The sequence below is a fragment of the Nitratireductor sp. L15S-10 genome, assembly GCF_045011005.1.
Taxonomy (GTDB): domain Bacteria; phylum Pseudomonadota; class Alphaproteobacteria; order Rhizobiales; family Rhizobiaceae; genus Nitratireductor.
The window spans coordinates 380,106-402,071 of the sequence record NZ_CP120674.1; the positions used below are offsets into that span (position 1 = coordinate 380,106).

At 60.4% G+C, this 21,966-nt stretch carries 26 protein-coding genes; 14 read left to right on the forward strand and 12 right to left on the reverse strand.

Features of this window, described 5'->3' with window-relative positions; genetic code table 11:
• Positions 1 to 10 precede the first annotated feature (10 nt).
• The 5 genes from P2W41_RS01835 to P2W41_RS01855 are packed head-to-tail and all read right to left on the reverse strand — an operon-like array spanning position 11 to position 5,481.
• On the reverse strand, positions 11 to 1,150 hold the full coding sequence (locus P2W41_RS01835; RefSeq protein ID WP_404934145.1) for an acyl-CoA dehydrogenase family protein: 1,140 nt from the start codon (positions 1,148 to 1,150) through the stop codon (positions 11 to 13).
• Positions 1,150 to 1,962 carry an enoyl-CoA hydratase family protein gene (locus P2W41_RS01840; RefSeq protein WP_404934146.1) on the reverse strand — a complete coding sequence of 271 codons (813 nt, stop codon included), beginning with the start codon at positions 1,960 to 1,962 and terminating at the stop codon, positions 1,150 to 1,152. The genes P2W41_RS01835 and P2W41_RS01840 overlap by 1 nt, the downstream gene beginning before the upstream one ends.
• The gene (locus P2W41_RS01845; protein ID WP_404934147.1) at positions 1,959 to 2,435 is read right to left on the reverse strand and encodes a MarR family winged helix-turn-helix transcriptional regulator; all 477 of its coding nucleotides are present in this window, start codon (positions 2,433 to 2,435) and stop codon (positions 1,959 to 1,961) included. Before P2W41_RS01845 ends, P2W41_RS01840 begins: the two co-directional genes overlap by 4 nt.
• Entirely contained in the window at positions 2,429 to 3,187 is a 759-nt protein-coding gene (locus P2W41_RS01850) for an SDR family NAD(P)-dependent oxidoreductase (RefSeq protein ID WP_404934148.1), read from the reverse strand. Before P2W41_RS01850 ends, P2W41_RS01845 begins: the two co-directional genes overlap by 7 nt.
• Before the next feature lie 2 nt (positions 3,188 to 3,189).
• On the reverse strand, positions 3,190 to 5,481 hold the full coding sequence (locus tag P2W41_RS01855; protein ID WP_404934149.1) for a bifunctional salicylyl-CoA 5-hydroxylase/oxidoreductase: 2,292 nt from the start codon (positions 5,479 to 5,481) through the stop codon (positions 3,190 to 3,192).
• A gap of 208 nt (positions 5,482 to 5,689) precedes the next feature.
• Here P2W41_RS01855 and P2W41_RS01860 point away from each other — a divergent pair, with 208 nt between their 5' ends.
• The 8 genes from P2W41_RS01860 to P2W41_RS01895 all read left to right on the forward strand — a co-directional run bounded on the left by P2W41_RS01860 (position 5,690) and on the right by P2W41_RS01895 (position 12,762).
• Positions 5,690 to 6,520: an alpha/beta hydrolase gene (locus P2W41_RS01860; RefSeq protein WP_292898203.1), complete on the forward strand. Its 831-nt coding sequence runs from the start codon at positions 5,690 to 5,692 to the stop codon at positions 6,518 to 6,520.
• A 55-nt stretch (positions 6,521 to 6,575) separates the two neighbouring features.
• A complete protein-coding gene (locus P2W41_RS01865) occupies positions 6,576 to 6,812 on the forward strand; it encodes an Lrp/AsnC ligand binding domain-containing protein (RefSeq protein ID WP_007010700.1) in 237 nt (78 codons plus the stop codon).
• A 79-nt stretch (positions 6,813 to 6,891) separates the two neighbouring features.
• Positions 6,892 to 7,575, forward strand: coding sequence for a D-lyxose/D-mannose family sugar isomerase (locus tag P2W41_RS01870; protein WP_292898202.1), 684 nt, complete (start codon positions 6,892 to 6,894; stop codon positions 7,573 to 7,575).
• A 79-nt stretch (positions 7,576 to 7,654) separates the two neighbouring features.
• Positions 7,655 to 8,152 (forward strand): hypothetical protein, encoded by a 498-nt coding sequence (locus tag P2W41_RS01875; protein WP_404934150.1) that lies wholly within the window; start codon positions 7,655 to 7,657, stop codon positions 8,150 to 8,152.
• Positions 8,153 to 8,299: 147 nt separating this feature from the next.
• A complete protein-coding gene (locus P2W41_RS01880; RefSeq protein ID WP_292898200.1) occupies positions 8,300 to 8,575 on the forward strand; it encodes an acyl carrier protein in 276 nt (91 codons plus the stop codon).
• Positions 8,576 to 9,790 carry a beta-ketoacyl-[acyl-carrier-protein] synthase family protein gene (locus P2W41_RS01885; protein WP_404934151.1) on the forward strand — a complete coding sequence of 405 codons (1,215 nt, stop codon included), beginning with the start codon at positions 8,576 to 8,578 and terminating at the stop codon, positions 9,788 to 9,790. It abuts the gene before it with no gap.
• Positions 9,791 to 9,927: 137 nt separating this feature from the next.
• A complete protein-coding gene (locus P2W41_RS01890) occupies positions 9,928 to 11,184 on the forward strand; it encodes an imelysin family protein (protein ID WP_404934152.1) in 1,257 nt (418 codons plus the stop codon).
• A 57-nt stretch (positions 11,185 to 11,241) separates the two neighbouring features.
• On the forward strand, positions 11,242 to 12,762 hold the full coding sequence (locus tag P2W41_RS01895) for a di-heme oxidoredictase family protein (protein WP_404934153.1): 1,521 nt from the start codon (positions 11,242 to 11,244) through the stop codon (positions 12,760 to 12,762).
• A gap of 9 nt (positions 12,763 to 12,771) precedes the next feature.
• Here the strand turns inward: P2W41_RS01895 and P2W41_RS01900 are convergent, their stop codons facing one another.
• Positions 12,772 to 13,563 carry a GntR family transcriptional regulator gene (locus tag P2W41_RS01900; RefSeq protein WP_292898196.1) on the reverse strand — a complete coding sequence of 264 codons (792 nt, stop codon included), beginning with the start codon at positions 13,561 to 13,563 and terminating at the stop codon, positions 12,772 to 12,774.
• Positions 13,564 to 13,572: 9 nt separating this feature from the next.
• On the opposite strand from P2W41_RS01900, the gene P2W41_RS01905 reads away from it, so the two are divergent.
• The 4 genes from P2W41_RS01905 to P2W41_RS01920 all read left to right on the forward strand — a co-directional run bounded on the left by P2W41_RS01905 (position 13,573) and on the right by P2W41_RS01920 (position 16,503).
• Positions 13,573 to 13,797 carry a hypothetical protein gene (locus P2W41_RS01905; protein WP_404934154.1) on the forward strand — a complete coding sequence of 75 codons (225 nt, stop codon included), beginning with the start codon at positions 13,573 to 13,575 and terminating at the stop codon, positions 13,795 to 13,797.
• A 9-nt stretch (positions 13,798 to 13,806) separates the two neighbouring features.
• Entirely contained in the window at positions 13,807 to 14,697 is an 891-nt protein-coding gene (locus P2W41_RS01910) for an N-acetylmuramic acid 6-phosphate etherase (protein WP_404934155.1), read from the forward strand.
• Positions 14,698 to 14,736: 39 nt separating this feature from the next.
• The gene (locus P2W41_RS01915) at positions 14,737 to 15,768 is read left to right on the forward strand and encodes an SIS domain-containing protein (RefSeq protein ID WP_292898194.1); all 1,032 of its coding nucleotides are present in this window, start codon (positions 14,737 to 14,739) and stop codon (positions 15,766 to 15,768) included.
• Positions 15,769 to 15,861: 93 nt separating this feature from the next.
• Complete coding sequence (locus tag P2W41_RS01920) at positions 15,862 to 16,503, forward strand: LysE family translocator (protein ID WP_065816817.1); 642 nt, start codon at positions 15,862 to 15,864, stop codon at positions 16,501 to 16,503.
• Between the two features lie 12 nt (positions 16,504 to 16,515).
• Here P2W41_RS01920 and rlmN read toward each other — a convergent pair whose 3' ends face one another.
• The 4 genes from rlmN to P2W41_RS01940 form a co-directional block, all read right to left on the reverse strand.
• Entirely contained in the window at positions 16,516 to 17,742 is a 1,227-nt protein-coding gene (gene rlmN, locus P2W41_RS01925; RefSeq protein WP_404934156.1) for a 23S rRNA (adenine(2503)-C(2))-methyltransferase RlmN, read from the reverse strand.
• A gap of 139 nt (positions 17,743 to 17,881) precedes the next feature.
• Positions 17,882 to 18,382 carry an invasion associated locus B family protein gene (locus tag P2W41_RS01930; protein WP_229449509.1) on the reverse strand — a complete coding sequence of 167 codons (501 nt, stop codon included), beginning with the start codon at positions 18,380 to 18,382 and terminating at the stop codon, positions 17,882 to 17,884.
• A 216-nt stretch (positions 18,383 to 18,598) separates the two neighbouring features.
• Entirely contained in the window at positions 18,599 to 18,979 is a 381-nt protein-coding gene (locus tag P2W41_RS01935) for a YkvA family protein (protein ID WP_404934157.1), read from the reverse strand.
• A gap of 72 nt (positions 18,980 to 19,051) precedes the next feature.
• Positions 19,052 to 19,348 (reverse strand): 4a-hydroxytetrahydrobiopterin dehydratase, encoded by a 297-nt coding sequence (locus tag P2W41_RS01940; protein WP_292898191.1) that lies wholly within the window; start codon positions 19,346 to 19,348, stop codon positions 19,052 to 19,054.
• 58 nt (positions 19,349 to 19,406) lie between these two features.
• Between P2W41_RS01940 and P2W41_RS01945 the strand changes: the two genes are divergently transcribed.
• A complete protein-coding gene (locus tag P2W41_RS01945) occupies positions 19,407 to 19,880 on the forward strand; it encodes a low molecular weight protein-tyrosine-phosphatase (RefSeq protein WP_292898190.1) in 474 nt (157 codons plus the stop codon).
• On the opposite strand, the gene thpR is transcribed toward P2W41_RS01945, so the two are convergent.
• Both thpR and P2W41_RS01955 read right to left on the reverse strand, forming a co-directional pair.
• Positions 19,829 to 20,428, reverse strand: coding sequence for an RNA 2',3'-cyclic phosphodiesterase (gene thpR, locus P2W41_RS01950; RefSeq protein WP_292898189.1), 600 nt, complete (start codon positions 20,426 to 20,428; stop codon positions 19,829 to 19,831). The genes P2W41_RS01945 and thpR overlap by 52 nt on opposite strands.
• A 79-nt stretch (positions 20,429 to 20,507) precedes the next feature.
• Complete coding sequence (locus P2W41_RS01955; protein WP_404934158.1) at positions 20,508 to 21,179, reverse strand: arylesterase; 672 nt, start codon at positions 21,177 to 21,179, stop codon at positions 20,508 to 20,510.
• A gap of 80 nt (positions 21,180 to 21,259) precedes the next feature.
• Here P2W41_RS01955 and P2W41_RS01960 point away from each other — a divergent pair, with 80 nt between their 5' ends.
• Complete coding sequence (locus P2W41_RS01960; protein WP_404934159.1) at positions 21,260 to 21,961, forward strand: ABC transporter ATP-binding protein; 702 nt, start codon at positions 21,260 to 21,262, stop codon at positions 21,959 to 21,961.
• Positions 21,962 to 21,966: the final 5 nt, after the last annotated feature.

Sequence of the window (21,966 nt, forward strand, 5' to 3'; positions counted from 1 at the left end):
GTGTTCACCCTCATTTTATCTGCCGTGCAATGACGACTTTCTGGACGTCTGATGCGCCCTCATAAATGCGGAGCGCCCTGATCTCCCGGTAAAGGCTCTCCACGATATGTCCGCGGCGCACGCCGTCGCCGCCATGAATCTGCACCGCCCTGTCGATGACCTGCTGCGCCCGGTCGGTGGCGAAAAGCTTCGCCATCGCCGCTTCGCGGGTCACGCGTGGCGCGCCCATATCCTTGGTCCATGCGGCGCGGTAAACGAGGAGAGCCGCGGCATCCACATCAAGCGCCATGTCAGCCAGATGCCCCTGCACCATCTGCAGATCAAAAAGCGGTGCGCCGAAAAGCTCGCGGTTGCCTGCGCGGTCCAGCGTCTCATCCAGTGCGCGGCGCGCGAAGCCGAGTGCGGCCGCACCCACGGTCGAGCGGAACACGTCGAGCACCGACATGGCAATCCTGAAGCCTTCGCCCGGCTTGCCGATCAGTGCGGAGGCAGGCACGCGGACATCATTGAAGGAAAGCCGCGCCAGCGGATGCGGGGCAATCACGTCAAGTCGTTCGGCCACCTCCAGCCCCGGCGTATCCGCAGGGACGAGGAAGGCGGAGATGCCTTTGGCGCCCGGCGCTTCGCCGGTGCGGGCAAAGACCGTGTAGAGATCGGCGATGCCGCCATTTGAGATCCAGGTCTTTTCGCCCGAAAGCACATAATCGTCGCCATCGCGGGTGGCGGTCATGTCCATATTGGCGACATCAGAGCCCGAGCGCGGCTCGGAAAGGGCGAAGGCCGAAATCGCCTTGCCGGCGCGGGTCCTGTCGAGCCATTGCTGCTGCTCCGGCGTTCCGAACAGGCTGATCGCGCCGGTGCCGAGCCCCTGCATCGCAAAGGCGAAATCGGCCAGACCGTCATGGCGGGCCAGCGTTTCGCGCGTCAGGCACAGCGTGCGCACGTCGAGCGGGCCGGGATTGGCTGTGTCGAGCGCGGTGGGTTTCAGAAAGCCGGCTTCGCCCAGCCGGGCGACAAGGTCGCGGCAGGCAGCGTCCACGTCGCCGTGGTCGACGGGGAGGTTCTTGGCGCACCATGTGTCGAGTTTTTCGGCCCAGTCGCGGTGGCGCTGTTCGAAGAATGGCCAGTCGAGGAAGGAGCGATCAGGCATCAATCCCCCTCAAACACCGGTTTTTCCTTGGCGACGAACGCACGATAGGCGCGTTCGAAATCCCTGGTCTGCATGCAGATGGCCTGCGCCTGGGCTTCCGCCTCGATGGCCTGTTCAAGACCCATAGACCATTCCTGATTGAGCTGGGTTTTGGTGATGCCATGGGCAAAGGTTGGTCCGGCGGCAATCCGCGAGGCCATGGTCAGCGCCTCCGTTTCCAATGCGTCGGCGGCAACAAGGCGGTTGTAGAAACCCCAGCGCTCGCCCTCTTCGGCGCTCATGGAGCGGCCGTTGTAAAGCAGCTCTGCCGCCCGCCCCTGACCGATGATGCGCGGCAGCATGGCGCAGGCGCCCATGTCGCAACCGGCAAGCCCGACGCGGGTGAAGAGGAAAGCCGTCTTGGCCTCCGGTGTGGCAAGCCGCATGTCCGAAGCCATGGCGATGATTGCCCCGGCACCGACAGCCACGCCATCGACCGCCGAAATGATCGGCTTGTTGCAGGCGATCATTGCCTTGACCAGATCGCCGGTCATGCGCGTGAAGGCAAGCAGGCCTTTCATGTCCATGTCCACCAGAGGACCGATGATGTCATGCACATCGCCGCCCGAGCAGAAATTGCCGCCATTGGGCAGAAACACGACCGCATCCACATCATCCGCATAGGGCAGGGCGCGGAACGTGTCGCGCAGTTCGGCGTAGGACTCGAAGGTGAGCGGGTTCTTGCGGTCGGGGCGGTCGAGCTGGATCAGCGCGACACTGCCTTCCATGCGCCATATGAAATGTTTCGGCTTCAGGTTGGCCATAGTGCTCATACGCCGCCCTCCCAATTGCTTTCGAATGTCTTGAGCGTGCCGGCAAGCGCCCGCGCCTCATCTTCCGGCAAATTGCCGAGAAGTTCGTCGATCCAGCGCTCATGTGCTTCGGCCATCGCCGCGAAGGCTTCCTTGCCGGCGGGTGTCAGCTTGATGATGGAGGTGCGGCGGTCGCCATCGCGCTTGGTGCGGCTGGCCATGCCATCGGTCACCAGGCGTTCCACGATGCCGGTCACGTTGCCGTTCGAAACGAGCAGAAAACGTGAAATGTCGCTCATCGCCATGCCCTCGGGAGCGCGATCGAGCGCTGAAAGCACATCGAAGCGAGGCAAAGTCGTGTCAAAACGGCTTTTGAGTCGTTCGCGCAAAACGGCTTCGATCAGACGCGAGGCACGCAGGATCCTGATCCACAGGCGCAGACGTTCCTTTGCCGGGGCTCCGCTTTTTACGGCTGCCAGGGGAGCGCTTACCATGTTTCACCTCCAGAGATGGAAATCGACTGGCCGGTGACCGACGAGGCCGCAGAACTGACCAGCCACAATGCAGCCGCCGCCACTTCTTCCGGCTGGATCAGCCGGCCATGGGGATTGGCTTCGACGAAACCCCTGCGGGCCTCTTCGTGGCTGCGCCCGGTCTTTTCGACCACGCGCTCGATGGACTCTTCAAGCATCTCTGTTTCAACATAACCCGGGCAGATGGCATTCACGGTCACGCCGGTCTTGACCAGTTCGACCGAAAGCGCACGCATCAGTCCGATCACGCCATGCTTGGATGCGACATAGGGCGCGACATAGGCATAGCCCTTGAGGCCCGCGACCGAGGCAATGAAGATGATGCGACCGCTGCCGCGCCTGGCCATTGGAGAAAGCGCGGGCTTCACTGTGAGGAACGCGCCGGTCATGTTGACGTCGAGGATGCGGTTCCAGTCTTCGAGCTTCGTGCGGTGGGCCGGTGCGCTGGAGGCGGTGCCCGCATTGGCGATGACAATGTCGAAGGGTCCGCGCGCGGCTTCCGCCGTCTCATAGAGCGCCTGCATGGAGGCTTCGTCGGTCACGTCGGCCGTCTGCGCGTGGATGCGCTCGTGGCGTGCGGCGACCTTTTCCAGCGGCTCGGCACGCCGCCCGCATATGGTGACGTTGATGCCGGCTTCCGCGAGGGAGAGCGCGATCGCTTCACCGACGCCCGTACCGCCGCCTGTTACGAGAGCGTGGCGGGTTGCGTTCATCGTTACACCTTCCCCGTCATCTGCTCGGCGCGCTCGGCGAGGCGGTAGAGCTGATCGCGGCCTGGCAGATAGGGATCGGGCCAGGTCACGCCTTTGTCTCCGAGGGTTGCCGCAGCGTGGAGCGTCCAATAGGGATCGGCCAGATGCGGGCGGGCGAGGCAGACAAGGTCGGCCCGGCCGGCCATCAGGATCGAATTGACATGGTCGGGCTCGTAGATGTTGCCCACGGCCATGGTTGCCATGCCGGTCTCGTTGCGGATGCGGTCGGAGAACGGTGTCTGAAACATGCGCCCGTAGACGGGACGGGCGCGTTTGGAGGTCTGGCCCGCGGAAACGTCGCAGATGTCCACACCCGCCTCCTGCAGCATGCGGGCGATCTCGACGGCTTCCTCCGGTGTCACGCCTTCATCGCCGACCCAGTCATTGGCAGAAATGCGCACCGAGATGGGCTTGTCGTCAGGCCAGACGGCCCGCACCGCACGGAAGATTTCCAGCGGATAGCGCATGCGGTTTTCAAGGCTGCCGCCATACTCATCCGCGCGCCGGTTGGTGAGCGGCGAGATGAAGGAGGAGAGGAGATAGCCATGGGCGTAGTGCAGTTCGAGCATGTCGAACCCGCAGCGCTCGGCCATTTCTGCAGCGGAAACGAACTGGTCGCGTACCATGTCCATATCGGCACGGTCCATGGCCCTGGGTGTCTGGTTCTTTTCTGACCAGGACACATCGGAGGCAGCCAGAAGCGGCCAGTTGCCTTCTTTCAGCGGCGCGTCCATTTCCTGCCAGCCGAGCTGGGTGGAGCCTTTCGGGCCGGAATGGCCGATCTGCGCGCAGATCTTCGCATCCGTTTCCCGATGAACGAAATCGACGATGCGTGTCCATGCGGCTTCGTGCTCGGGCTTGTAGAAGCCAGGGCATCCGGGCGTGATGCGCCCCTCGGGGCTGACACAGGTCATCTCGATATAGATGAGGCCTGCGCCGCCTTTGGCGCGCTCGCAATAATGCACCATGTGCCAGTCGGTCGGGCAGCCGTCGACAGCCTTGTACTGGGCCATGGGCGACACGACGACACGGTTTTTCAGCGTGAGACCGCGCAGCTTGTAGGGCGCAAACATGGGCGGGCGGGCGGCGTTGTCTTCCGCGCCGGCCTGCTGCTGGAACCAGCTTTCGGCGCCCGAGAGCCATTCGGGGTCGCGCAGGCGCAGGTTCTCATGGCTGATGCGCTGCGAGCGGGTGAGCAGCGAATAGTTAAACTGCACCGGATCGAGATCGAGATAGCGCTCCACCTCCTCGAACCATTCGAGCGAGTTGCGTGCCGCCGACTGAAGGCGCAAGACCTCCAGCCGCCGCGCGTCCTCGTATTTCTCGAAAGCCTCCTTCAGTGTCGGCTCAGTGTGGAGATACTCCGCCAGGGCAATGGCGCTCTCAAGCGCCAGCTTGGTGCCCGAGCCGATGGAAAAGTGGGCGCTGGCGGCGGCGTCGCCCATCAGCGCGATGTTTTCATGAGACCAGCGTTCGCAGAGCACGCGGGGGAAGTTGATCCATGCCGAACCGCGAATGTGGTTGGCATTGGTCATCAGGCTGTGGCCACCCAGATGATCCTTGAAGATCCGCTCGCAGACCGCGATGGATTCCTGCTGGCTCATGTCGCCGAAGCCGAATTTCTCCCAGGTCTCGGGCCCACACTCGACGATGAAGGTCGCGGTGTCGTCGTCGAACTGGTAGGCGTGCGCCCAGACCCATCCGTGCTCGGTCTTTTCGAAAATGAAGGTGAAGGCATCGTCGAATTTCTGATGCGTGCCGAGCCAGACGAATTTACATTTGCGCACGTCAATGTCGGGCTTGAAGACGTCTGCGAACGTGGTGCGCGTTCTGGAGTTCAGTCCGTCGGCCGCCAGCACCATGTCGTATTCGGCCATGAAGGGGCGGGGGTCGTCGATCTCGGTCTGGAACTGGAGATTGATACCGAGCTCACGGGCGCGCTCCTGCAGGAGGATGAGCAGGCGCATGCGGCCAATGCCGCAGAATCCATGGCCCGTGGAGAGAGTGCGCACACCCTTGTGGACCACGGCGATGTCGTCCCAATAGGCGAAATGTTCGCGGATGCGTTCGGCGCTGACCGGATCGTTTTCAGCCAGATTGTCGAGTGTTTCGTCGGAAAGCACAACGCCCCAGCCGAATGTGTCATCGGGTTTGTTGCGTTCGAATACCGTGATGTCGTGAGCCGCATTGCGCAGCTTCATCGAGATTGCGAAGTAGAGGCCTGCGGGACCTCCGCCGAGAACAGCAACTTTCATGCTCGCGCTCCTTCCTCCCAGGATCGCTTAACACCTGGCCTTATAAGCTTGGAGCATTGCACCGGAGAGAGGATATTTCAAGTATGAAATTTTAAGGTTGAAATATATCCGGTCTGGACGCAGTCTACACGACGCGGTGTGATGATGACAGAATACACCGGCAAGGCCAAGCAGGGTGTTTCGACATCGACAGAGGGAGGGGTCGCGCGTGTTCTATCATCAGGTCATCGATTGGGACGATGCTTATGCCAATGGAGCAAACATTCCGCGAGGAGACCAGTGGCCTGGCGTTTGGGTCGAACCCGCGCAAGCCTATCGAGATGCCCTTTCTGCTGCAGGGCGGGCCAAACTCGACCTTCCTTATGGTGATGGCGCGCGCAATCGGTTTGATCTTTTTCTACCGGAAAGCAAGCCTGCCGGTCTCGTGGTTTTCATCCATGGCGGTTTCTGGCTGAAGCTCGACAAAAGCTACTGGTCGCATCTGGCTGCCGGGGCGGTGGACAGTGGCTATGCGGTTGCCATGCCGTCCTACACGCTGTGTCCCGAGAATTCGATCTCTGGCATTGTGCGCGAAATCGGTGATGCCGTGCGCGCCGCGGCCGAACGCGTTGATGGCCCCCTGATCCTGACTGGCCATTCGGCGGGCGGTCATCTCGCGTCACGCATGGCATGCGTGACGTCGCCCCTGCCCGCCGATGTGCGGGCGCGGCTTCGTCATGTCCTGTCAATTTCCGGGGTGCATGACCTGCGTCCGATGATCAACACGGCCATGAACGAGAACCTGAAGATCACGCCTGAAGAGGCGCAGGCCGAAAGTCCGGCCTTGCTGGCTCCTTTGCCCGGCGTCAGGCTGACTTGCTGGGTCGGAGCCGCGGAGCGGGGAGAGTTCCTGCGCCAAAACGCTCTGCTCGCAAATGTCTGGATCGGTCTTGGTGCCAGCACGGCGACTGTGGAAGAACCCGACCGCCATCATTTCGATGTCATTGACGGGCTCGCGGATTCCGATCATCAGATCGTCCGCTGTCTGTTGACAGTGTAAGTCTGCAGGCCAAGTCTGGCCGGACCCTGTTTAGAATCCGCTCCATGGAGCCCCTATGAGACCTGTCTTCGTTCAACTGCGCTGCAAGCCCGGCAAGACCTATGAGGTGGCCGATGAACTCTACAAGCGCGAAATCGCCTCCGAACTTTACTCGACCAGTGGCGATTACGACCTCCTCATGAAGGTGTATATCGATGATGGCGTCGATATCGGCAAGTTCGTCAGCGAGAACATCGCCAACGTGCCGGGTATTCGCCGCTCGCTTACCACTTTGACCTTCAAGGCGTTCTAGAAAACAAACGCCTTGGCGCGGCGTCCCGGTTGCGATACGAACCAACGATCTAAATCGGTTCGCATAAAGGGAGGCGGCGGTGAAACGGTCGAAAGTCAATGAGATTTTGCGCGAAGGAGATGCGTTCATCCGCTCCTTCGGCTATGTGATGCCGCCCTTCGCGGACTGGACACCCGATGAGATGAAGCAGAGACGCGAGTCGATCGGCGGCATTGTCGATGCGAGACTCGGCTGGGACATTACCGACTATGGCCGCGGCGATTTCGATCGGTGCGGCCTGTTTCTCTTCACGGTGCGCAATGGCAATCAGGACGACCTGAAACATGGTCGCGGCATGCTCTATGCGGAGAAAATCATGATTTCCCGGCGTGATCAGCTTGCGCCGATGCACACCCATGCCATCAAGGCCGAAGACATTATCAATCGTGGCGGTGGCACGCTCTGCATCGAGCTTTTTGCGTCCGATGCCGGTGGGAACATCGATCGAACGGCTCCGGTTAGCGTGCCCACGGACGGCGTAATGCGCCGCGTGGACGCAGGCGGCGTCCTGCGGTTGCAGCCCGGAGAGAGCGTTACGCTCCTGCCTGGAGTCTGGCACGCGTTCTGGGGCGAGAAGGAGGATGTGCTGATCGGTGAGGTTTCAACCGTAAACGATGACATCACAGACAATATCTTTGCCGATCCGATTGCGCGGTTTTCCGACATCGAGGAAGACGAAGATCCGTATCGGCTTCTGGTCTCCGATTACCCAGGCTGGCTTTGAGGGAACCCGTGCCGCAGTGTGCCCGTTGCCTTCCGTGGCAGAACATGTTTTCTGCGCGACGAGGACACGGGATTGAATGATGAACTTGAGCACTGTTGATCGGCCGGCAACGATCGATGCCAGGCTTCGCCTGATTATCGCCCTGGGATTCGCGGCGACGGTTGCCTTGCAGTCACCGCTTCTCGCACAGGGATTGCAGCGGGAAGAAGCCATCGATGCAATCGTCGGTTCCGAAGTGAAAACCGAGGAGGTGGAGGCGGAGTCGGCGAGCAGTCGGATCCTGGCGGCGATTGATGCCACTGCCCAGAATGCCGAGCGGGTGCGCAAAACCTTTTCGCTTGACGAGATTGACATTGTTTTCCTTCCCGATCTGGAAGAGAAAGACAGCAGCATCGCTTCTGCTATTGCCGAGAACAAGGACGAGATCGCAATGCTGCGTGAGGCGATCGAGGGCAGCGCGCTCTTTTTCCACGCTGTGGATTCACGCTCGATCCAGCTCAGGGATGTGGTTGCCCTTGAATATGCTGAACGCGGTGGCGTGACCATCTTTGTGAAGGGTGGCGCCAGCGGAAACTGACTGTGCGGCATCGGCGGATATGCACCACATACACTTGCCGCCCGCCGCGCTTTGGTTTCTTATGGCTGCAAATTGTTGAGAGTAGAGCGCGGACACCTTGCCCCATGGTATCCCAGCCAGCGCAAAAGTGGTCCGAGGAGATATTTCATGAATGCTGATGCCAGTTTGAGTACCGATGAGATCGGCAGGACGATCCTGGAAAAGATCAAGACCCATGCACAGGACGATGTCGAGACCATCACGCTCGATACGCCGCTGGCTGATCTTGGCATTCATTCACTTGAGCTTACCGAGATCATTTTCGATGTTGAAGACGAATTCAATATCGAGGTGGAGATGAACACCGCTGAAGCCTGGGAGAGCATGGAGACGGTGAAGGATATCGTCGCCGCTGTTCGCGAGCTGGTGGATGCCAAGAAATAGATGACAGCGCCGCGCATCGTCATAACCGGCATCGGCGGCATTTGTGCGCTTGGAACCGACGTCCCGTCCATCTGGTCTTCGATGCAGGCCGGTCGACAGGCTATAGGGCCGATTACAACGGCTCCGCTCCATGAACTGAAAGTGCGCATAGGCGCTGAAATCAAGGAATTGCCGGACCATGGGATCGACCGCAAGCGGCTTGTGACAATGGACCGTTTCAGCCTTCTTGCGGCAATTTCCGCGCGGGAGGCGCTAACCCAGTCCGGATTTATCGTGGATGACGGGAACACTCATCGCGTGGGTGCTGTGGTCGGCACGGGAGTTTGCGGCTGGGAAGCCATCGAAGACAGCTATCGTGCCATCCTCCTGGAAGGAAAGCCGCGTACCGGTATTTTCACCGTTCCCCGCGTGATGCCGGGGGCCGCGGCCGGACAGGTCAGCATGACACTTGGTCTGCGTGGCCCTGTTTTCGGCGCTACATCCGCCTGTTCTTCATCCAACCATGCGATTTTGGCCGCTGCCGATCAGATCAGGCTCGGTCGTGCCGACGTGATGCTTGCCGGTGGTTCTGACGCACCTCTCATTTACGGTATTCTGAAGGGGTGGGAAGCGTTGCGGGTTCTCGCGCCCGAGACCTGTCGTCCATTCTCGGCAGACCGCAATGGTCTGGTCCTCGGCGAGGGCGCTGGCATTGCGGTGCTCGAAACGCTGGAACACGCCCAGGCGCGCGGTGCCACCATTCTGGCCGAACTTGCCGGTGGTGGCATGTCGGCCGATGCTTCCGATATTGTGGCTCCTACCGTGGAAGGCCCGGTCTCCGCCCTGAAGGCGTGTCTGCACGAGGCCGGCCTTTCGGCAGCCGATGTGGACTACATCAACGCGCATGGCACTGGCACCAAAGCCAACGACAAGATCGAGACAGAGGCGATCAAGCGTGTGTTTGGCAAGCACGCGCCAAAACTCTCCGTGTCGTCCACCAAGTCGATGCATGCGCATTGCCTGGGCGCGTCCGGCGCGCTTGAGCTGATTGCCTGCGTGATGGCAATCCGGGATAGCATAGTGCCGCCGACCGCCGGTTACCGGGAAAACGATCCCGATTGCGATCTGGACGTAACGCCGAATGCGGCGCGTAAGCGTAATGTGAGAGTGGCGCTCAGCAACGGATTTGCGTTTGGCGGGACCAATGCAGTCATAGCCGTCAAGGCAATGGAATAGCCTCCCAAAAACCGTGGCGGGCTTGCCTTCATAAACTTGATAATCTAAATCCACATTATTTGGTGGCGGTCGTCGGCCGCTGGCCGGTCGCGTTTTCCTGCCGCCGGTGATCTGGATTGGACGAGAGGGGAAGTCACATGAAGCGTCGTTTACTCATCGGTACCGCACTGGCGGCCATCATGGCCTCACCGGCTGTCGCTGCCGAGCCGCAGGAGGTGGTCTCCACCTATGCCGACATAGCGCTGGCCACCTATGAGGACAGCCTGGAGACCGCGAAAGCTCTACGCGAAGCGGTGAGCAAACTGGTGGAAAGCCCGTCCGGGGAGACCATGGCTGCCGCCCGCGAGGCCTGGCTGGCGGCCCGCGTCCCCTACCAGCAGAGCGAAGCCTATCGCTTCGGCAATGCCATAGTCGATGAGTGGGAAGGCAAGGTGAATGCCTGGCCGCTGGATGAGGGGCTGATCGACTACGTCGACGCCAGCTATGGCACCGAATCCGACACGAATGAGTTCTACACGGTCAACGTGGTCGCCAAAGACAAAGTCACCGCAGGGGGTACGGAAGTCGACGTTTCCGAAATTACTCCCGAGGTTATCCAGTCGCTTCACGAGGTTGGTGGCATCGAGGCGAATGTGGCAACGGGCTACCACGCGATTGAGTTCCTTCTCTGGGGGCAGGACCTCAACGGGACAGAGGCGGGTGCCGGAGCGCGTCCCTATACCGATTTCGATGCGGAGAACTGCACCGGTGACAATTGTGACCGCCGTGGACAATATCTTCAGGCTGCTGCCGACCTCCTGGTTGCCGACCTGGAGGAGATGGTGGCAAACTGGCAGACCGATGGTGAGGCACGCGCTGAAGTAACGGCTGATCCAAAGGCGGGTCTGACGGCAATGCTGACCGGTCTCGGCTCGCTTTCCTATGGCGAACTTGCCGGTGAACGCATGAAGCTTGGCCTGCTTCTAAACGATCCGGAAGAAGAGCATGACTGCTTCTCCGACAACACGCACAACAGCCACTATTATGATCTCGTCGGTATCCGGAATGTCTATTTCGGCTCCTATGAGCGCGTCGATGGCTCCAAGGTAGAAGGTCCGAGCCTCGCCGACATGGTCTCCGAGAAGGATCCGGGGCTTGCCGAAGAGGTGAAGGCAAAGCTCGACGCCACACTGCAGGCAATGACGGCGATGAAGGAACGCGCCGAGGGTGGGGAAGCCTATGACCAGATGATTGGTCAGGGCAACGAGGAAGGCAATGCAATCGTGCAGGCCGCGATCGACGGGCTTGTCGATCAGACGCGTTCGCTGGAGCGTGTGATTGCCGCACTCGACCTGGCCGGTATTGAACTCGAAGGCTCCGACAGTCTGGACAATCCCGACGCCGTATTCGAATAAGACCAATTTTGCGCTGGGCCGCGTGTCGGCCCGGCGTTTTCCATAAAGACCTTTTTCATGAACATTTCCGTCCGTGCCACGCTTTTGACCGGCCTGCTTGCTCTCGTGGCCTTATGCGCCCATGCGGATGGACAGTTCTCAGGTTTTCGCGACGATCTGAATGAAAAGGACCGCAAGAGGGTCGAGAGCGTTACTCAACCGACGTCTTCATTCGACAAGGCGGAACGTTTCGAACGCATGTCGGCGGGTGCGACCACGTCGACGAAACTGATCAATGCGGATGCGTTCTCCCATTCGTCCGCCAATCTGGAATTTGCCGAGCTGGAGCGCTTCCTGCTCGGCAACGGTCTTTTCCGAAAGGACTGGGTTTCCTCGCCGTCGTCAACGCAGGCGTCCGACGGGCTGGGGCCGCTGTTCAACGCACGGGCCTGCCAGTCGTGCCATATCAAGGATGGGCGCGGTCATGCGCCGGCGAGGCCCGAGGATTCGGCGGTGTCACTGCTGGTGCGCCTGTCCGTACCAGCCGACAAGGATCAGCTAGCGGCGATTGCGGATGGCCGGTTACCGGCTGCGCCTGATCCTGTCTACGGGTTGCAGCTTCAGGACCATGCGGTGGCCGGGCTCAACCCGGAGGGGCGCGTCGCGGTCACCTATGAGGATTTACCTGTGGCGCTTTCCGAGGGCGAGACGGTCACACTGCGCAAGCCGGCGCTCAGGGTCGTCGACCCCGGCTTCGGTCCGATGCGCGATGATCTGATGATGTCGGCGCGCGTCGCGCCGCCGATGATCGGGCTCGGTCTTCTGGAAAGCGTGCACGAGGCCGACATTCTCGCCTGGGCTGACCCCGACGATGAAGATGGCGACGGTATTTCCGGACGTGCCGCAAGGGTGCGCGACGCGGAGGGCCGATGGAAGCTTGGCCGCTTTGGCTGGAAGGCCATTGCGCCCACCATCGCCGAACAGACGGCAGGCGCGTTTTCCGGCGATATGGGACTTTCGACCCCGCTTGCGCCAGATCATTGGGGCGACTGCACCGAGGCGCAGGCCAAATGCCGTGACCTGCCGCATGGTGCGCAGGAGCGACTGGGCGCCGAGGAGGTGCCCGAGGACCTGTTGAACCTGGTGACGTTCTATTCGCGCCATCTCGCGGTTCCGGCTCGGCGTGGCGTGGATGATCCTTCGGTGCTTGCCGGGAAAAAAGTGTTCTACGAAAGTGGCTGTGCCACCTGCCACCGTCCCAAATACGTGACCCGGCGTGACGTGGAGGACCCGGCCCTGCGTTTTCAGCTGATCTGGCCATATACAGACATGCTGCTGCACGACATGGGTGAGGGCCTGGCTGACGGGCGCACGGAAGGTCTTGCCGATGGCTATGAATGGCGCACGCCGCCGCTTTGGGGGATCGGCCTTACCGCGACGGTGAACGAGGAGGCGACGTTCCTGCATGACGGTCGCGCGCGAACGCTGCTTGAGGCCATTCTATGGCATGGTGGGGAAGCGCAGGCAGCCCGTGACAGGGTGGTCAATATGGCAAAGCAGGATCGGGACGATCTGATCCGTTTCCTGGAATCCCTTTAGGCTCTCGTCTTAAATCTCACCCTGCAGGTTAAGCTCGGCAACAAAATCGAACCGGTCGCCCTTGAAGTGGGAGCGGGTGAACTCGACCACCCGTCCTGCAGCGGTTCGGGATATCCGCTCCAGGAAAAGAGCTGGCTCTCCGGCCTCGGCTTCGAGAAGGCGGGCCTCGAACTCCGGCAGGGCACAGGCATGCATACGCTGCAGCGCCTTGTGCGGCCGTGCGCCAGCGGACGCCATCGCTTCATAAAGCGAGGTACCCAACAATGAGAGATCCGGCAGAACATCTGCTGGCACGATTGCCAGTTCGACCGCAAGCGGCAGGGCATCGGCCAGCCGCAGGCGATGCAGGCGCAGAACACGATCGCCGGGCGAAAGCCCCAGCGTCATGGCTTCCTGTGCTGAAGGGCTGGCATATTCGCGCGCCAGCCAGCGTGTTTCGGGCTTGCGACCGTAGGACAGCATGTCCTCGGTGAAGCTGGTGATCGCCGCAAGCGGCTGCTCGAAGCGTTCGATGGGGGCGAGGACATAGGTGCCTGAGCCCCGGCGCTGTTCCAGTACGCCTTCGCGTACCAGCAGCTCGATCCCACGCCGTACGGTGACGCGCGAGAGTCCCGTCATCTCAGCCAGAAGGCGCTCCGATGGCAGAGCCGCGCCGGAACCCAGAACCAGGCTCTCCACCATCTGTCGCAGCGCGTTGGCGAGCCGGATGTAACGCGGCGTCGCGTCTGCTGCACCGGACTGGATCTCCCGGGCGAGCAATGTGCCAAAGTCCTCCTTCGTCCCCGAAAGGGCGTCTGTCATCGTTCAGGCATGCTCGCTGAAAAGAGTGGTATATTATTTATAAGTCCAATTATGGATGGGATGAACAAGCTTTGCAAGAAATACGGAGGAGATGTGCGCTGTCATGCCGCTGAAAAAGCTTTAAATCATGGCAGGAAAGATTTTCTCGGGACGGGAATGGATTTTTGCGGCAAAGACTGTATATGCTATTTGGTATTAAATTGGTCTAGAACAGGCAGGCAACCTGCAACCTGAGAGCCGTCGATGACAACTTCAACTGAAACAGCAAGCCAGGCGTATCGGGATATCGAGCGGTTCTCGACTCTCGATATGCTGGGTGCCATGCTTACGGGCCAGCGCGCTGCGGTGGATGCGGTTACCGCTGCTCTCCCGGCGCTGGAACAAGCCGTCGAAGCAGCGGCGCAGCGCCTCGCGAACTCGGACAGCCGTCTTATCTATGTTGGGGCCGGTACCTCGGGCCGCGTTGCTATGCTGGATGCGGTCGAGCTTTACCCCACCTTTGGATGGCCCGAGGAGCGCAGTCTCTTTCTGCTGGCCGGCGGCAGTATCAGCGTGGCTGAAGCACGCGAAAGCGCCGAAGATGATGAGGTGGCGGGCCGAAACGAGATTGATGCGCTTGCTTGCGGGCCTCTCGATGTGGTGGTGGGGCTCGCCGCAAGCGGCAGCACGCCCTACACACTGGCGGCGATGGAGGCCGCGAAGGCGCGCGGTGCGCTGACCATCGGCATCGCCAACAATCCCGGTAGCGGACTGCTCGAAAAGGCCGATTGCGGGGTGCTCCTGGAGACTGGAGCGGAGGTGCTTGCCGGCTCCACGCGTATGGCGGCCGGTACGAGCCAGAAGATCGCGATCAACCTCTTCTCAACGGCGGTGATGATGCGGCTTGGCAAAGTCTATCGCGGCCGCATGGTGGATATGAAGCCATCGAACAAGAAGCTGGTGCGCCGTGCCGTCGAAATGCTGATGCAGGTGGCGGGTTGTGATGAAGCGACTGCGCGAGCCGCACTCGAGCAAACGGACTTTCACGTCAAGCCAGCGGTTCTCGTGGTGCGGGGACTCTCGCCCGAGGAGGCGCGAGCCGCGCTCGATCGCAACAGCGACGATCTGCATCGAACAATTGCGACGCTGGGCTGAAAGATCTCACATCCAAATTTCAACCACGGAAAGACCGAAATGACCGATACGCCATCCCTGATGTTTCAGGAAACCGCTGAGGCTGCCGAAGCTGTCGACCGGCTTTTTTCCAAGGAAGCACAAACCTTCGCTGAACTGGCTCGGGTGATTGCCGAGCGCGCCCCTGCGGTGGTGAGCATGTCGGCGCGCGGTTCATCCGACCATGCCGCGAGCTTCTTCAAATATCTGTTCGAGATTCATACGGGCATTCCCGTGGCCTCCATCGGCCCCTCGGTGGCATCGGTCTATGACGCGTCGCTGAAGCTCGAGCGCGCGCTTCACATCACGATTTCCCAGTCCGGCGGGAGCCCTGATATCGTCGCCGCTCAGGCCTCGGCCAAGAAGGGCGGCGCGGTTACGCTGGCCGTGGTCAATGTTGCCGACAGTCCGCTTGCGAAGGCGGCCGACATCGTGTTGCCAATCCATGCCGGACCGGAGCGGAGCGTGGCGGCGACGAAGAGTTTCATCGCGTCTGCCGCGGCGCTTGCCGGTGTTACGCAGGCAGCGTCGGGCAATGGCGCGCTCAAAAATGCGCTTGCCCGCCTTCCGGAAGCGCTAGCCGCCGCCTGCGATGTAAACTGGGAGCCGGCGCTGCCGCTCCTGACGAGTGCAGCATCCGTCTATACCGCCGGTCGCGGTCCGGGCTTTGCCATTGCGCTTGAAGCGGCTTTGAAAGCAAAGGAAACGGCCCAGCTTCATGCCGAAGCCTTCTCTCTCGCCGAACTGATGCATGGGCCGATGCAGCTTGTCGATCAGGGCTTTCCCATTCTTGCCTTTGTACCGGAGGATGCAGCGATGGCTTCAAGCGCGCAATCGCTCGAAAAGCTGCGCGGCTTTGGTGCACAGATTGCGAGCTTTTCATCGTGTGATCTGGGTGAACGCACCATAAAAACGCCATCCACCGGCCATGGCCAGCTGGACCCGCTTGTCTCGCTCGTGGGTTATTATCGCCTGATCGAACGGGTCGCGCGCGAGCGTGGGCTCAATCCGGACACACCGGACAAGCTCAAGAAGGTGACGGAAACGATCTGATCCTGAACCAGCGGCCTCCCAATCATGCCGCTGGCGTGAGCTTTGATCCTGCGTTAGCTTCCGGCGGATCAACATCGTGCCGGAAGCACTTCCATGACCTTCATTCCCGATTTCGCCACCATTCTCCAGTTTGCCCTCGCCACATTCGTGATTTCGATCACGCCGGGTCCGGACATGACGCTGTTCGTCGGTCGGGCGCTGAGCCAGGGCAGGGCGGCCGGCTTCGCCTGCATGTTCGGCGCGATGACCGGGATCATGATCCACACGGCGCTTGTGGCGCTGGGGCTCTCAGCGCTGATCGTGGCTTCGCCAGAGGCCTTCCTTGCGCTCAAGGTGTTCGGTGCGGGCTATCTGATCTGGCTGGCCATCCAGGCGATCCGCAAGGGCTCCGCCTTCTCGCCGGAAAAGAAGGGTGGGGCGGGGCGGTCGCTCTTGAAGAACTGGGCCACGGGGCTCGGCATCAATCTTCTGAACCCGAAGATTATCCTGTTCTTCATGACTTTTCTGCCGCAGTTCGTGTCCGCCAGCGATCCGCACGCACCTGGCAAGCTCTTCTTTCTCGGCCTTCTGTTCATTCCGCTGGCGCTGCCAATCGTCGCGCCGATGGTGATCGCGGCAGACAGTTTTTCCAAGCTTCTGAAGAAGAGTCCGCGTGTCACCCGCGTGGTCGACTATCTTTTCGCCGGCGTTTTCTCGGCCTTTGCGCTGAAAATCCTGACCGCTCAGGCGCGGTGAGCCAGAGTTGCCCTATTCGCCGTGGCTGGCGATCATCATGGCTTCCAGCTTCAGCCGGTCAGCCTTCTTCATCCGCTCCGATGCGGATTTGAGCTGACCGCAGGCTGCCAGGATATCGCGCCCGCGCGGGGTGCGGATGGGCGAGGCGTATCCGGCTTTGTTGACCAGGTCCGCAAACTCCTCGATCTGCTCCCAGTCGGAGCATTCATAGTCGCTGCCGGGCCATGGGTTGAAGGGGATCAGGTTGATCTTGGCGGGAATGCCTTTCAGAAGCCGCACCAGCTCACGGGCATCGTCGAGCGAATCGTTGACACCCTTCAGCATCACATACTCAAACGTGATACGCCGCGCGTTTGACAGCCCGGGATAGGCGCGACAGGCGTCGAGCAGCTCTTTCAGCGGATATTTTTTGTTGATCGGCACCAGTTCGTTGCGCAGTTCGTCGCGTACTGCGTGTAGCGAAATCGCGAGCATGACACCGATTTCCTCGCCGGTGCGATAGATCTCCGGAACCACGCCTGAGGTGGACAATGTGATGCGGCGCTTCGAGAGCGAAAGGCCCTCGCCATCGGAGGCGATGAGAAGCGCCTGCTTCACATTCTCGAAATTGTAGAGTGGTTCACCCATACCCATCATGACGATGTTGGTGACCTTACGGCCTTCTGCCGGCACTATGGCGCCATCCGGCGTGTCTGCGTCGGGGAAATCGCCAAGCCGATCCCGCGCCACGAGAAGCTGGTCGAGAATTTCGCCCGGCGTCAGGTTGCGCACGAGCTTCTGCGTACCGGTGTGGCAGAAGGTGCAGGTCAGGGTGCAGCCGACCTGGCTGGAAATGCAAAGTGTGCCGCGGCCTTCCTCGGGAATGTAAACCGTTTCCACATCCACCGGGCGGCCCGCGCCGCGCGCTGGAAAGCGCATCAGCCACTTGCAGGTACCGTCTTTCGAAATCTGCTCTTCGATGATTTCCGGGCGGGCGATTGTAAAACGCTCGTCGAGCTGAGCCCGCAGATCCTTCGAGATGTTGAACATCTGCGAGAAGTCGGAAACGCCGCGCACATAAAGCCAGTGCCAAAGCTGGCGCACGCGCATGCGTGACTGCCGCTCAGGCACACCCAGTGAAAGCAGCGCTTCTGCCAGTTCGTCACGTGAAAGGCCGATCAGCGATTGCTTCTCGGCTTTCGTGGCGGGGCGCAGGTCAGCGCGCCCCTCGGGCGTCGATAGATCGAGTGTCAGTGCCATGGCGTTCTTGAAGTGCGTTGCGGGCAGCGCTTTGCGAATTCGTATCTCGAATTCAGCGGCTGCCCTTCATCTGCCGCGCTCATAGCACGCCTGAGGGCTGCCGTCACCTGTCGCAGCCGACAGCCGGCTTCTGCAAACTCTATTTGCAGTTCTGGGTGGCGTTGATCGCAGCCGTGACACCGCTGAGAGAGAAGGTGTAGCTGGTGTCGTTGCCGCGGCCAGATTTCGCAGCAACCTTCATGTCTGAACCGCCCTTCATCGCTGCGATTAACTGAGGCTCTTCAGCCGCGTTCTCAAGCCAGGCGGATTTGCCCTGCGTGAACATGGTGAAGCTTTTGTTGCCCACTGTGACAATCACCTTGGAATTCGTCTGGAAATTGTACGCTGCGATAAACTGCGGTTCCGAAGCCACGTTCTGACCGGGCTTCTGGCTGACGAAGAAGAAAATGTCGCCATGGTCGAGGCTGGCCGGCTGCTTTTCCTTTGGCACGCTCATGGCGTAGCACACCTTGCCGTTTCCGGACTGGTAGCTGTAGACGCCCCAGTCGCGATGCTGTCCCACCGCCGTTGCCTGGGCCAGCGCGGGGCTTGCCGCCGCCATTCCGCAAATGAGCATCAGTGTCGAAATCAGTACGCGCATCGTCTTGACCGTCTTTTTCTGCCAGTGTTTGGAGACCGGCTGGTCCCTCTAGATCACTTCATTTTTATTTAATCTGGGTTACCAAAGCGTGAAGCGAATCGACGGATTCTTCATGCGTTCAACCCCGATATCCGTTGCCGCAAAACAAATGCGCCAACTTCCGAACACCCCTTCACTAGCGGTTGAAACGAATGAAAGAGGCAAGAATTTGACTGGTCAGTGCTCGCGGGCGGTTTCAGTGAGGGCGTTCCTGGCCGCGAGACGGTGGGCCGGTGTGATATGGTGGCGTACGGCGTTAAGCGCGGCTGCCAGCACGGCGATGTCGTCTGTAAAGCCGAATCCAAGCAGAAAATCCGGCACCACGTCGAGCGGAAGCACAAAATAGGCGAGGGCAGCGAGCAGCAATCCGCGCACCTTTGGCGGGGTGTCGTTGTCGAGCGCGCAATAATAGCCGGCCACCAGTTCTTCCATGAATGGCACCTGCCGGGCCGCCTTCTTTATCGTGCGCCAGAATTTGGCACGCACACGCTCTTCGCGGTCCCGGTTTTCACGGGGACCGGCCGGTTCCAGAATTTCGCCGATTTTCACATCGTCCATGGTGTGCTCCTGCTGACCAAGATGTGGGAATCAGCCATCGAAATTCAATATTTGGACGGAATCCGAGCAAGATCAGCTCCTGGCGAATCGATTCATTGCCATGGCGAGCTTGAGATCGAGTTCAGTTACCCCGCCTGCATCATGCGTGGAAAGACTGACATCGACGGTCTTGTAGACATTCGACCAGTCTGGATGATGGTTCAATTTTTCGGCCATGAGCGCCGAACGCGTCATGAACGCGAATGCTTCGGAAAAATCGGTGAAGATGAAGCGCCGCTCGATGGAGTCCCCATCTTCCCCCAGATCCCACCCGTCGAGTGTCTTGAGCGCCTGTTCCAGCGCAGCCGGATCGAGCTTTGCCCTTGCCATCGCGTCTCTCCATGGTATCGCCTGTTGGCATCTTCATCTGGATGATAGCGCACCCGCCATGAACGCAAAGCCTCGTATCTCGATTCTCTTCGTCTGCCTTGGCAATATCTGTCGCTCTCCGCTCGCAGAGGGGGTCTTTCGCAGTGTCGCGGTGGAGCGGGGGCGAGGGGCGGATTTCCTGGTCGGCTCAGCTGGAACCGGTGCGTGGCACGTGGGCAACCCACCTGACCCGCGTTCGGTCGATATCGCACGCAGGTTCGGGGTCGATATCTCTCACCAACGGGCACGGCAGGTGGAAGCGGCGGACTTCAACCGCTACGATCTGCTTTTGGGTATGGATCGCAACAATGTGCAAACGCTGCGCGAGCGCGCCACCCGAGGCGTGTCAGGAAAGATTCACCTCTTTCTCGATTATGCCAACGGTCGCATGGTCGACATTCCCGATCCCTATTACGGCGGTGAGGACGGCTTTGCGTCGGTTTACCAGATGATCCGCGAGGCTTCTGAAGCGCTGCTGTCGAAATTCGACTGACGATCATATTCAGCGCCCACCAGAGGCCAGGCTTCCTCGATGATGTATGGTCCGCCACCAAAGGAAGCGCGCGACGACATCAGCACGAAGCGGCCGACAGAGAAGGGCACAGAAGCAAAATTCCCGCGAGCGGAAAGATAGCTTGCCACGTCGTGCGGACTGGAATTTTTCAGGCGGGCCAGGGTGACGTGTGGCGTGAACTTCCGGGGATCCGGTGGCAGGCGTAACCGCCGGCAGATGCCGTCTATTTCTCCCTGTAATGCGTGCAGGTCTGGGGAGGCGGACACACCAGCCCAGATGGAGTGGGGTTTCTTCTGCCCGAAAGCCCCGACACCGGAAAGCTTCATCGTGAAGCTGGGGCGCCGAATCCTGTCAAGTGCATTGGCAATCTCGTCCGCCGTGTGACCTTCCACGTCACCGAAGAACCGCAATGTCAGATGATAGTTTTCGACATCGATCCAACGAGCTCCTGGGAGGCCCCCGCGCAGAAGTGACAACGACAAGGCGGCGTCACGCGGGATCTCGAGGGCGGTGAAAAGTCGCGGCATGGCAACCTCCTCGAATCGCAGTGTCGAGTACAGCGAATCATCGATTGCCACTGTGAGCAAGCGGTTTCTTTATCAGGTTTTACGCGCCTTCTTCGGATCGCTCATCGAGGACTGTGCGGAAGGTGGGCAGAATACGCTCCACCATACGTGCAATGCCCTGGGCATTCGGATGCATACCGTCTTCCAGAAGCAGAGACGGTTCGGCGGCCACGCCGTCAAGAAAGAACGGAATGAGGTGGATCTCGTGCTTATTGGCCAGCCGTTCATAGAGCGGATTGAAGGCGGCGGCATAGTCCTCGCCGAGATTGGGTGCAGCCAGCATGCCAGCCAGGATCACTTGCTGGCCGCGTTCCTTCAGCATGGCGATCATCCGGTCGAGATTCTGCTCGGTGGAGGCGGGCGGAATGCCGCGCAGCATGTCATTCGCACCGAGCTCCAGAAGCACAATATCCGCCTCTTCGGGAACAGACCATTCAAGGCGGGAAAGCCCACCGCTCGTCGTATCGCCGGAAACACCTGCATTGGCGATGGCGACATCATAGCCCTCGGCCCGGAGCGCGTCTTCGAGCTGTTCGGGGAAACCCTCGTCCGGCCCGAGATTGTAGCCCGCCATCAGACTGTCGCCGAAGCCAACAATCCGGATGGTTTCAGCACGCGCGCTTACACTCACGGAAAGCATCAGGACAAGCGCCGCAGCAGCCGATGAAATTTTTGTGAACTGGCCGAAAGGACGAAAAAATTTGAATGCCATGCGGGATAACCCATATTTGCCAAAACCGTGCATTGGTGCGATTCCAGCGTCATCTCTTCCCAATATAGGATGTCTTTTCCGTGACAGAAGCCGTGATCGAACTTGAGAACGTGTCTCTGACACTGGGGGAGGGCGCGTCCTCCGTGCATGTTCTCAAAGGCGTGAGCCTCTCCGTAGAGCGTGGGCGCTCTACGGCAATCGTCGGCCCCTCGGGTTCGGGAAAATCGACGCTCCTGATGGTGATCGCAGGGCTGGAGCGTGTGGATGACGGCATTGTGCGCGTCGGCGGAACACAGATCAACGCGCTGAGCGAAGATGCGATTGCCGCCTTTCGTGGCCGCTCCATCGGCATTGTTTTCCAGTCCTTCCATCTTATCCCCAACATGACGGCGCTGGAGAACGTCGCTGTGCCGCTGGAACTGGCGGGCCATTCCGATCCCTTTGGTGCAGCCGAGGAAGAACTGGCTGCCGTGGGTCTCTCACAGCGTCTGACGCATTATCCGGGCGAGCTCTCGGGCGGTGAGCAGCAGCGCGTGGCCATAGCCCGCGCGCTGGCACCGGGACCGGCCATCCTGATCGCCGATGAGCCAACCGGCAATCTCGACCAGGCGACCGGCAGGCAAATTTCCGACATGCTTTTCGCCAAGGCAAAGGAGCGTGGCACATCGTTGGTGCTTGTTACGCACGATCCTGCCCTCGCAGCACGCTGTGAGCGCCAGGTGGCAATGCGCTCCGGCTGCATAGAGCAGCACCCCGCCCTGGACAAGGCCGCAATGGCATGAGGCCC

Excerpts from the sequence above, each read along its gene's own strand:
- P2W41_RS01835 (WP_404934145.1), bottom strand. The coding sequence starts at position 1,150 with ATGCCTGATCGCTCCTTCCTCGACTGGCCATTCTTCGAACAGCGCCAC.
- P2W41_RS01840 (WP_404934146.1), bottom strand. The coding sequence starts at position 1,962 with ATGAGCACTATGGCCAACCTGAAGCCGAAACATTTCATATGGCGCATG.
- P2W41_RS01845 (WP_404934147.1), bottom strand. The coding sequence starts at position 2,435 with ATGGTAAGCGCTCCCCTGGCAGCCGTAAAAAGCGGAGCCCCGGCAAAG.
- P2W41_RS01850 (WP_404934148.1), bottom strand. The coding sequence starts at position 3,187 with ATGAACGCAACCCGCCACGCTCTCGTAACAGGCGGCGGTACGGGCGTC.
- P2W41_RS01855 (WP_404934149.1), bottom strand. The coding sequence starts at position 5,481 with ATGAAAGTTGCTGTTCTCGGCGGAGGTCCCGCAGGCCTCTACTTCGCA.
- P2W41_RS01865 (WP_007010700.1), top strand. The coding sequence starts at position 6,576 with ATGAGACCTGTCTTCGTTCAACTGCGCTGCAAGCCCGGCAAGACCTAT.
- P2W41_RS01875 (WP_404934150.1), top strand. The coding sequence starts at position 7,655 with ATGAACTTGAGCACTGTTGATCGGCCGGCAACGATCGATGCCAGGCTT.
- P2W41_RS01880 (WP_292898200.1), top strand. The coding sequence starts at position 8,300 with ATGAATGCTGATGCCAGTTTGAGTACCGATGAGATCGGCAGGACGATC.
- P2W41_RS01885 (WP_404934151.1), top strand. The coding sequence starts at position 8,576 with ATGACAGCGCCGCGCATCGTCATAACCGGCATCGGCGGCATTTGTGCG.
- P2W41_RS01890 (WP_404934152.1), top strand. The coding sequence starts at position 9,928 with ATGAAGCGTCGTTTACTCATCGGTACCGCACTGGCGGCCATCATGGCC.
- P2W41_RS01895 (WP_404934153.1), top strand. The coding sequence starts at position 11,242 with ATGAACATTTCCGTCCGTGCCACGCTTTTGACCGGCCTGCTTGCTCTC.
- P2W41_RS01900 (WP_292898196.1), bottom strand. The coding sequence starts at position 13,563 with ATGACAGACGCCCTTTCGGGGACGAAGGAGGACTTTGGCACATTGCTC.
- P2W41_RS01905 (WP_404934154.1), top strand. The coding sequence starts at position 13,573 with ATGCTCGCTGAAAAGAGTGGTATATTATTTATAAGTCCAATTATGGAT.
- P2W41_RS01910 (WP_404934155.1), top strand. The coding sequence starts at position 13,807 with ATGACAACTTCAACTGAAACAGCAAGCCAGGCGTATCGGGATATCGAG.
- P2W41_RS01915 (WP_292898194.1), top strand. The coding sequence starts at position 14,737 with ATGACCGATACGCCATCCCTGATGTTTCAGGAAACCGCTGAGGCTGCC.
- P2W41_RS01920 (WP_065816817.1), top strand. The coding sequence starts at position 15,862 with ATGACCTTCATTCCCGATTTCGCCACCATTCTCCAGTTTGCCCTCGCC.
- rlmN (WP_404934156.1), bottom strand. The coding sequence starts at position 17,742 with ATGGCACTGACACTCGATCTATCGACGCCCGAGGGGCGCGCTGACCTG.
- P2W41_RS01930 (WP_229449509.1), bottom strand. The coding sequence starts at position 18,382 with ATGCGCGTACTGATTTCGACACTGATGCTCATTTGCGGAATGGCGGCG.
- P2W41_RS01935 (WP_404934157.1), bottom strand. The coding sequence starts at position 18,979 with ATGGACGATGTGAAAATCGGCGAAATTCTGGAACCGGCCGGTCCCCGT.
- P2W41_RS01940 (WP_292898191.1), bottom strand. The coding sequence starts at position 19,348 with ATGGCAAGGGCAAAGCTCGATCCGGCTGCGCTGGAACAGGCGCTCAAG.
- P2W41_RS01945 (WP_292898190.1), top strand. The coding sequence starts at position 19,407 with ATGAACGCAAAGCCTCGTATCTCGATTCTCTTCGTCTGCCTTGGCAAT.
- thpR (WP_292898189.1), bottom strand. The coding sequence starts at position 20,428 with ATGCCGCGACTTTTCACCGCCCTCGAGATCCCGCGTGACGCCGCCTTG.
- P2W41_RS01955 (WP_404934158.1), bottom strand. The coding sequence starts at position 21,179 with ATGGCATTCAAATTTTTTCGTCCTTTCGGCCAGTTCACAAAAATTTCA.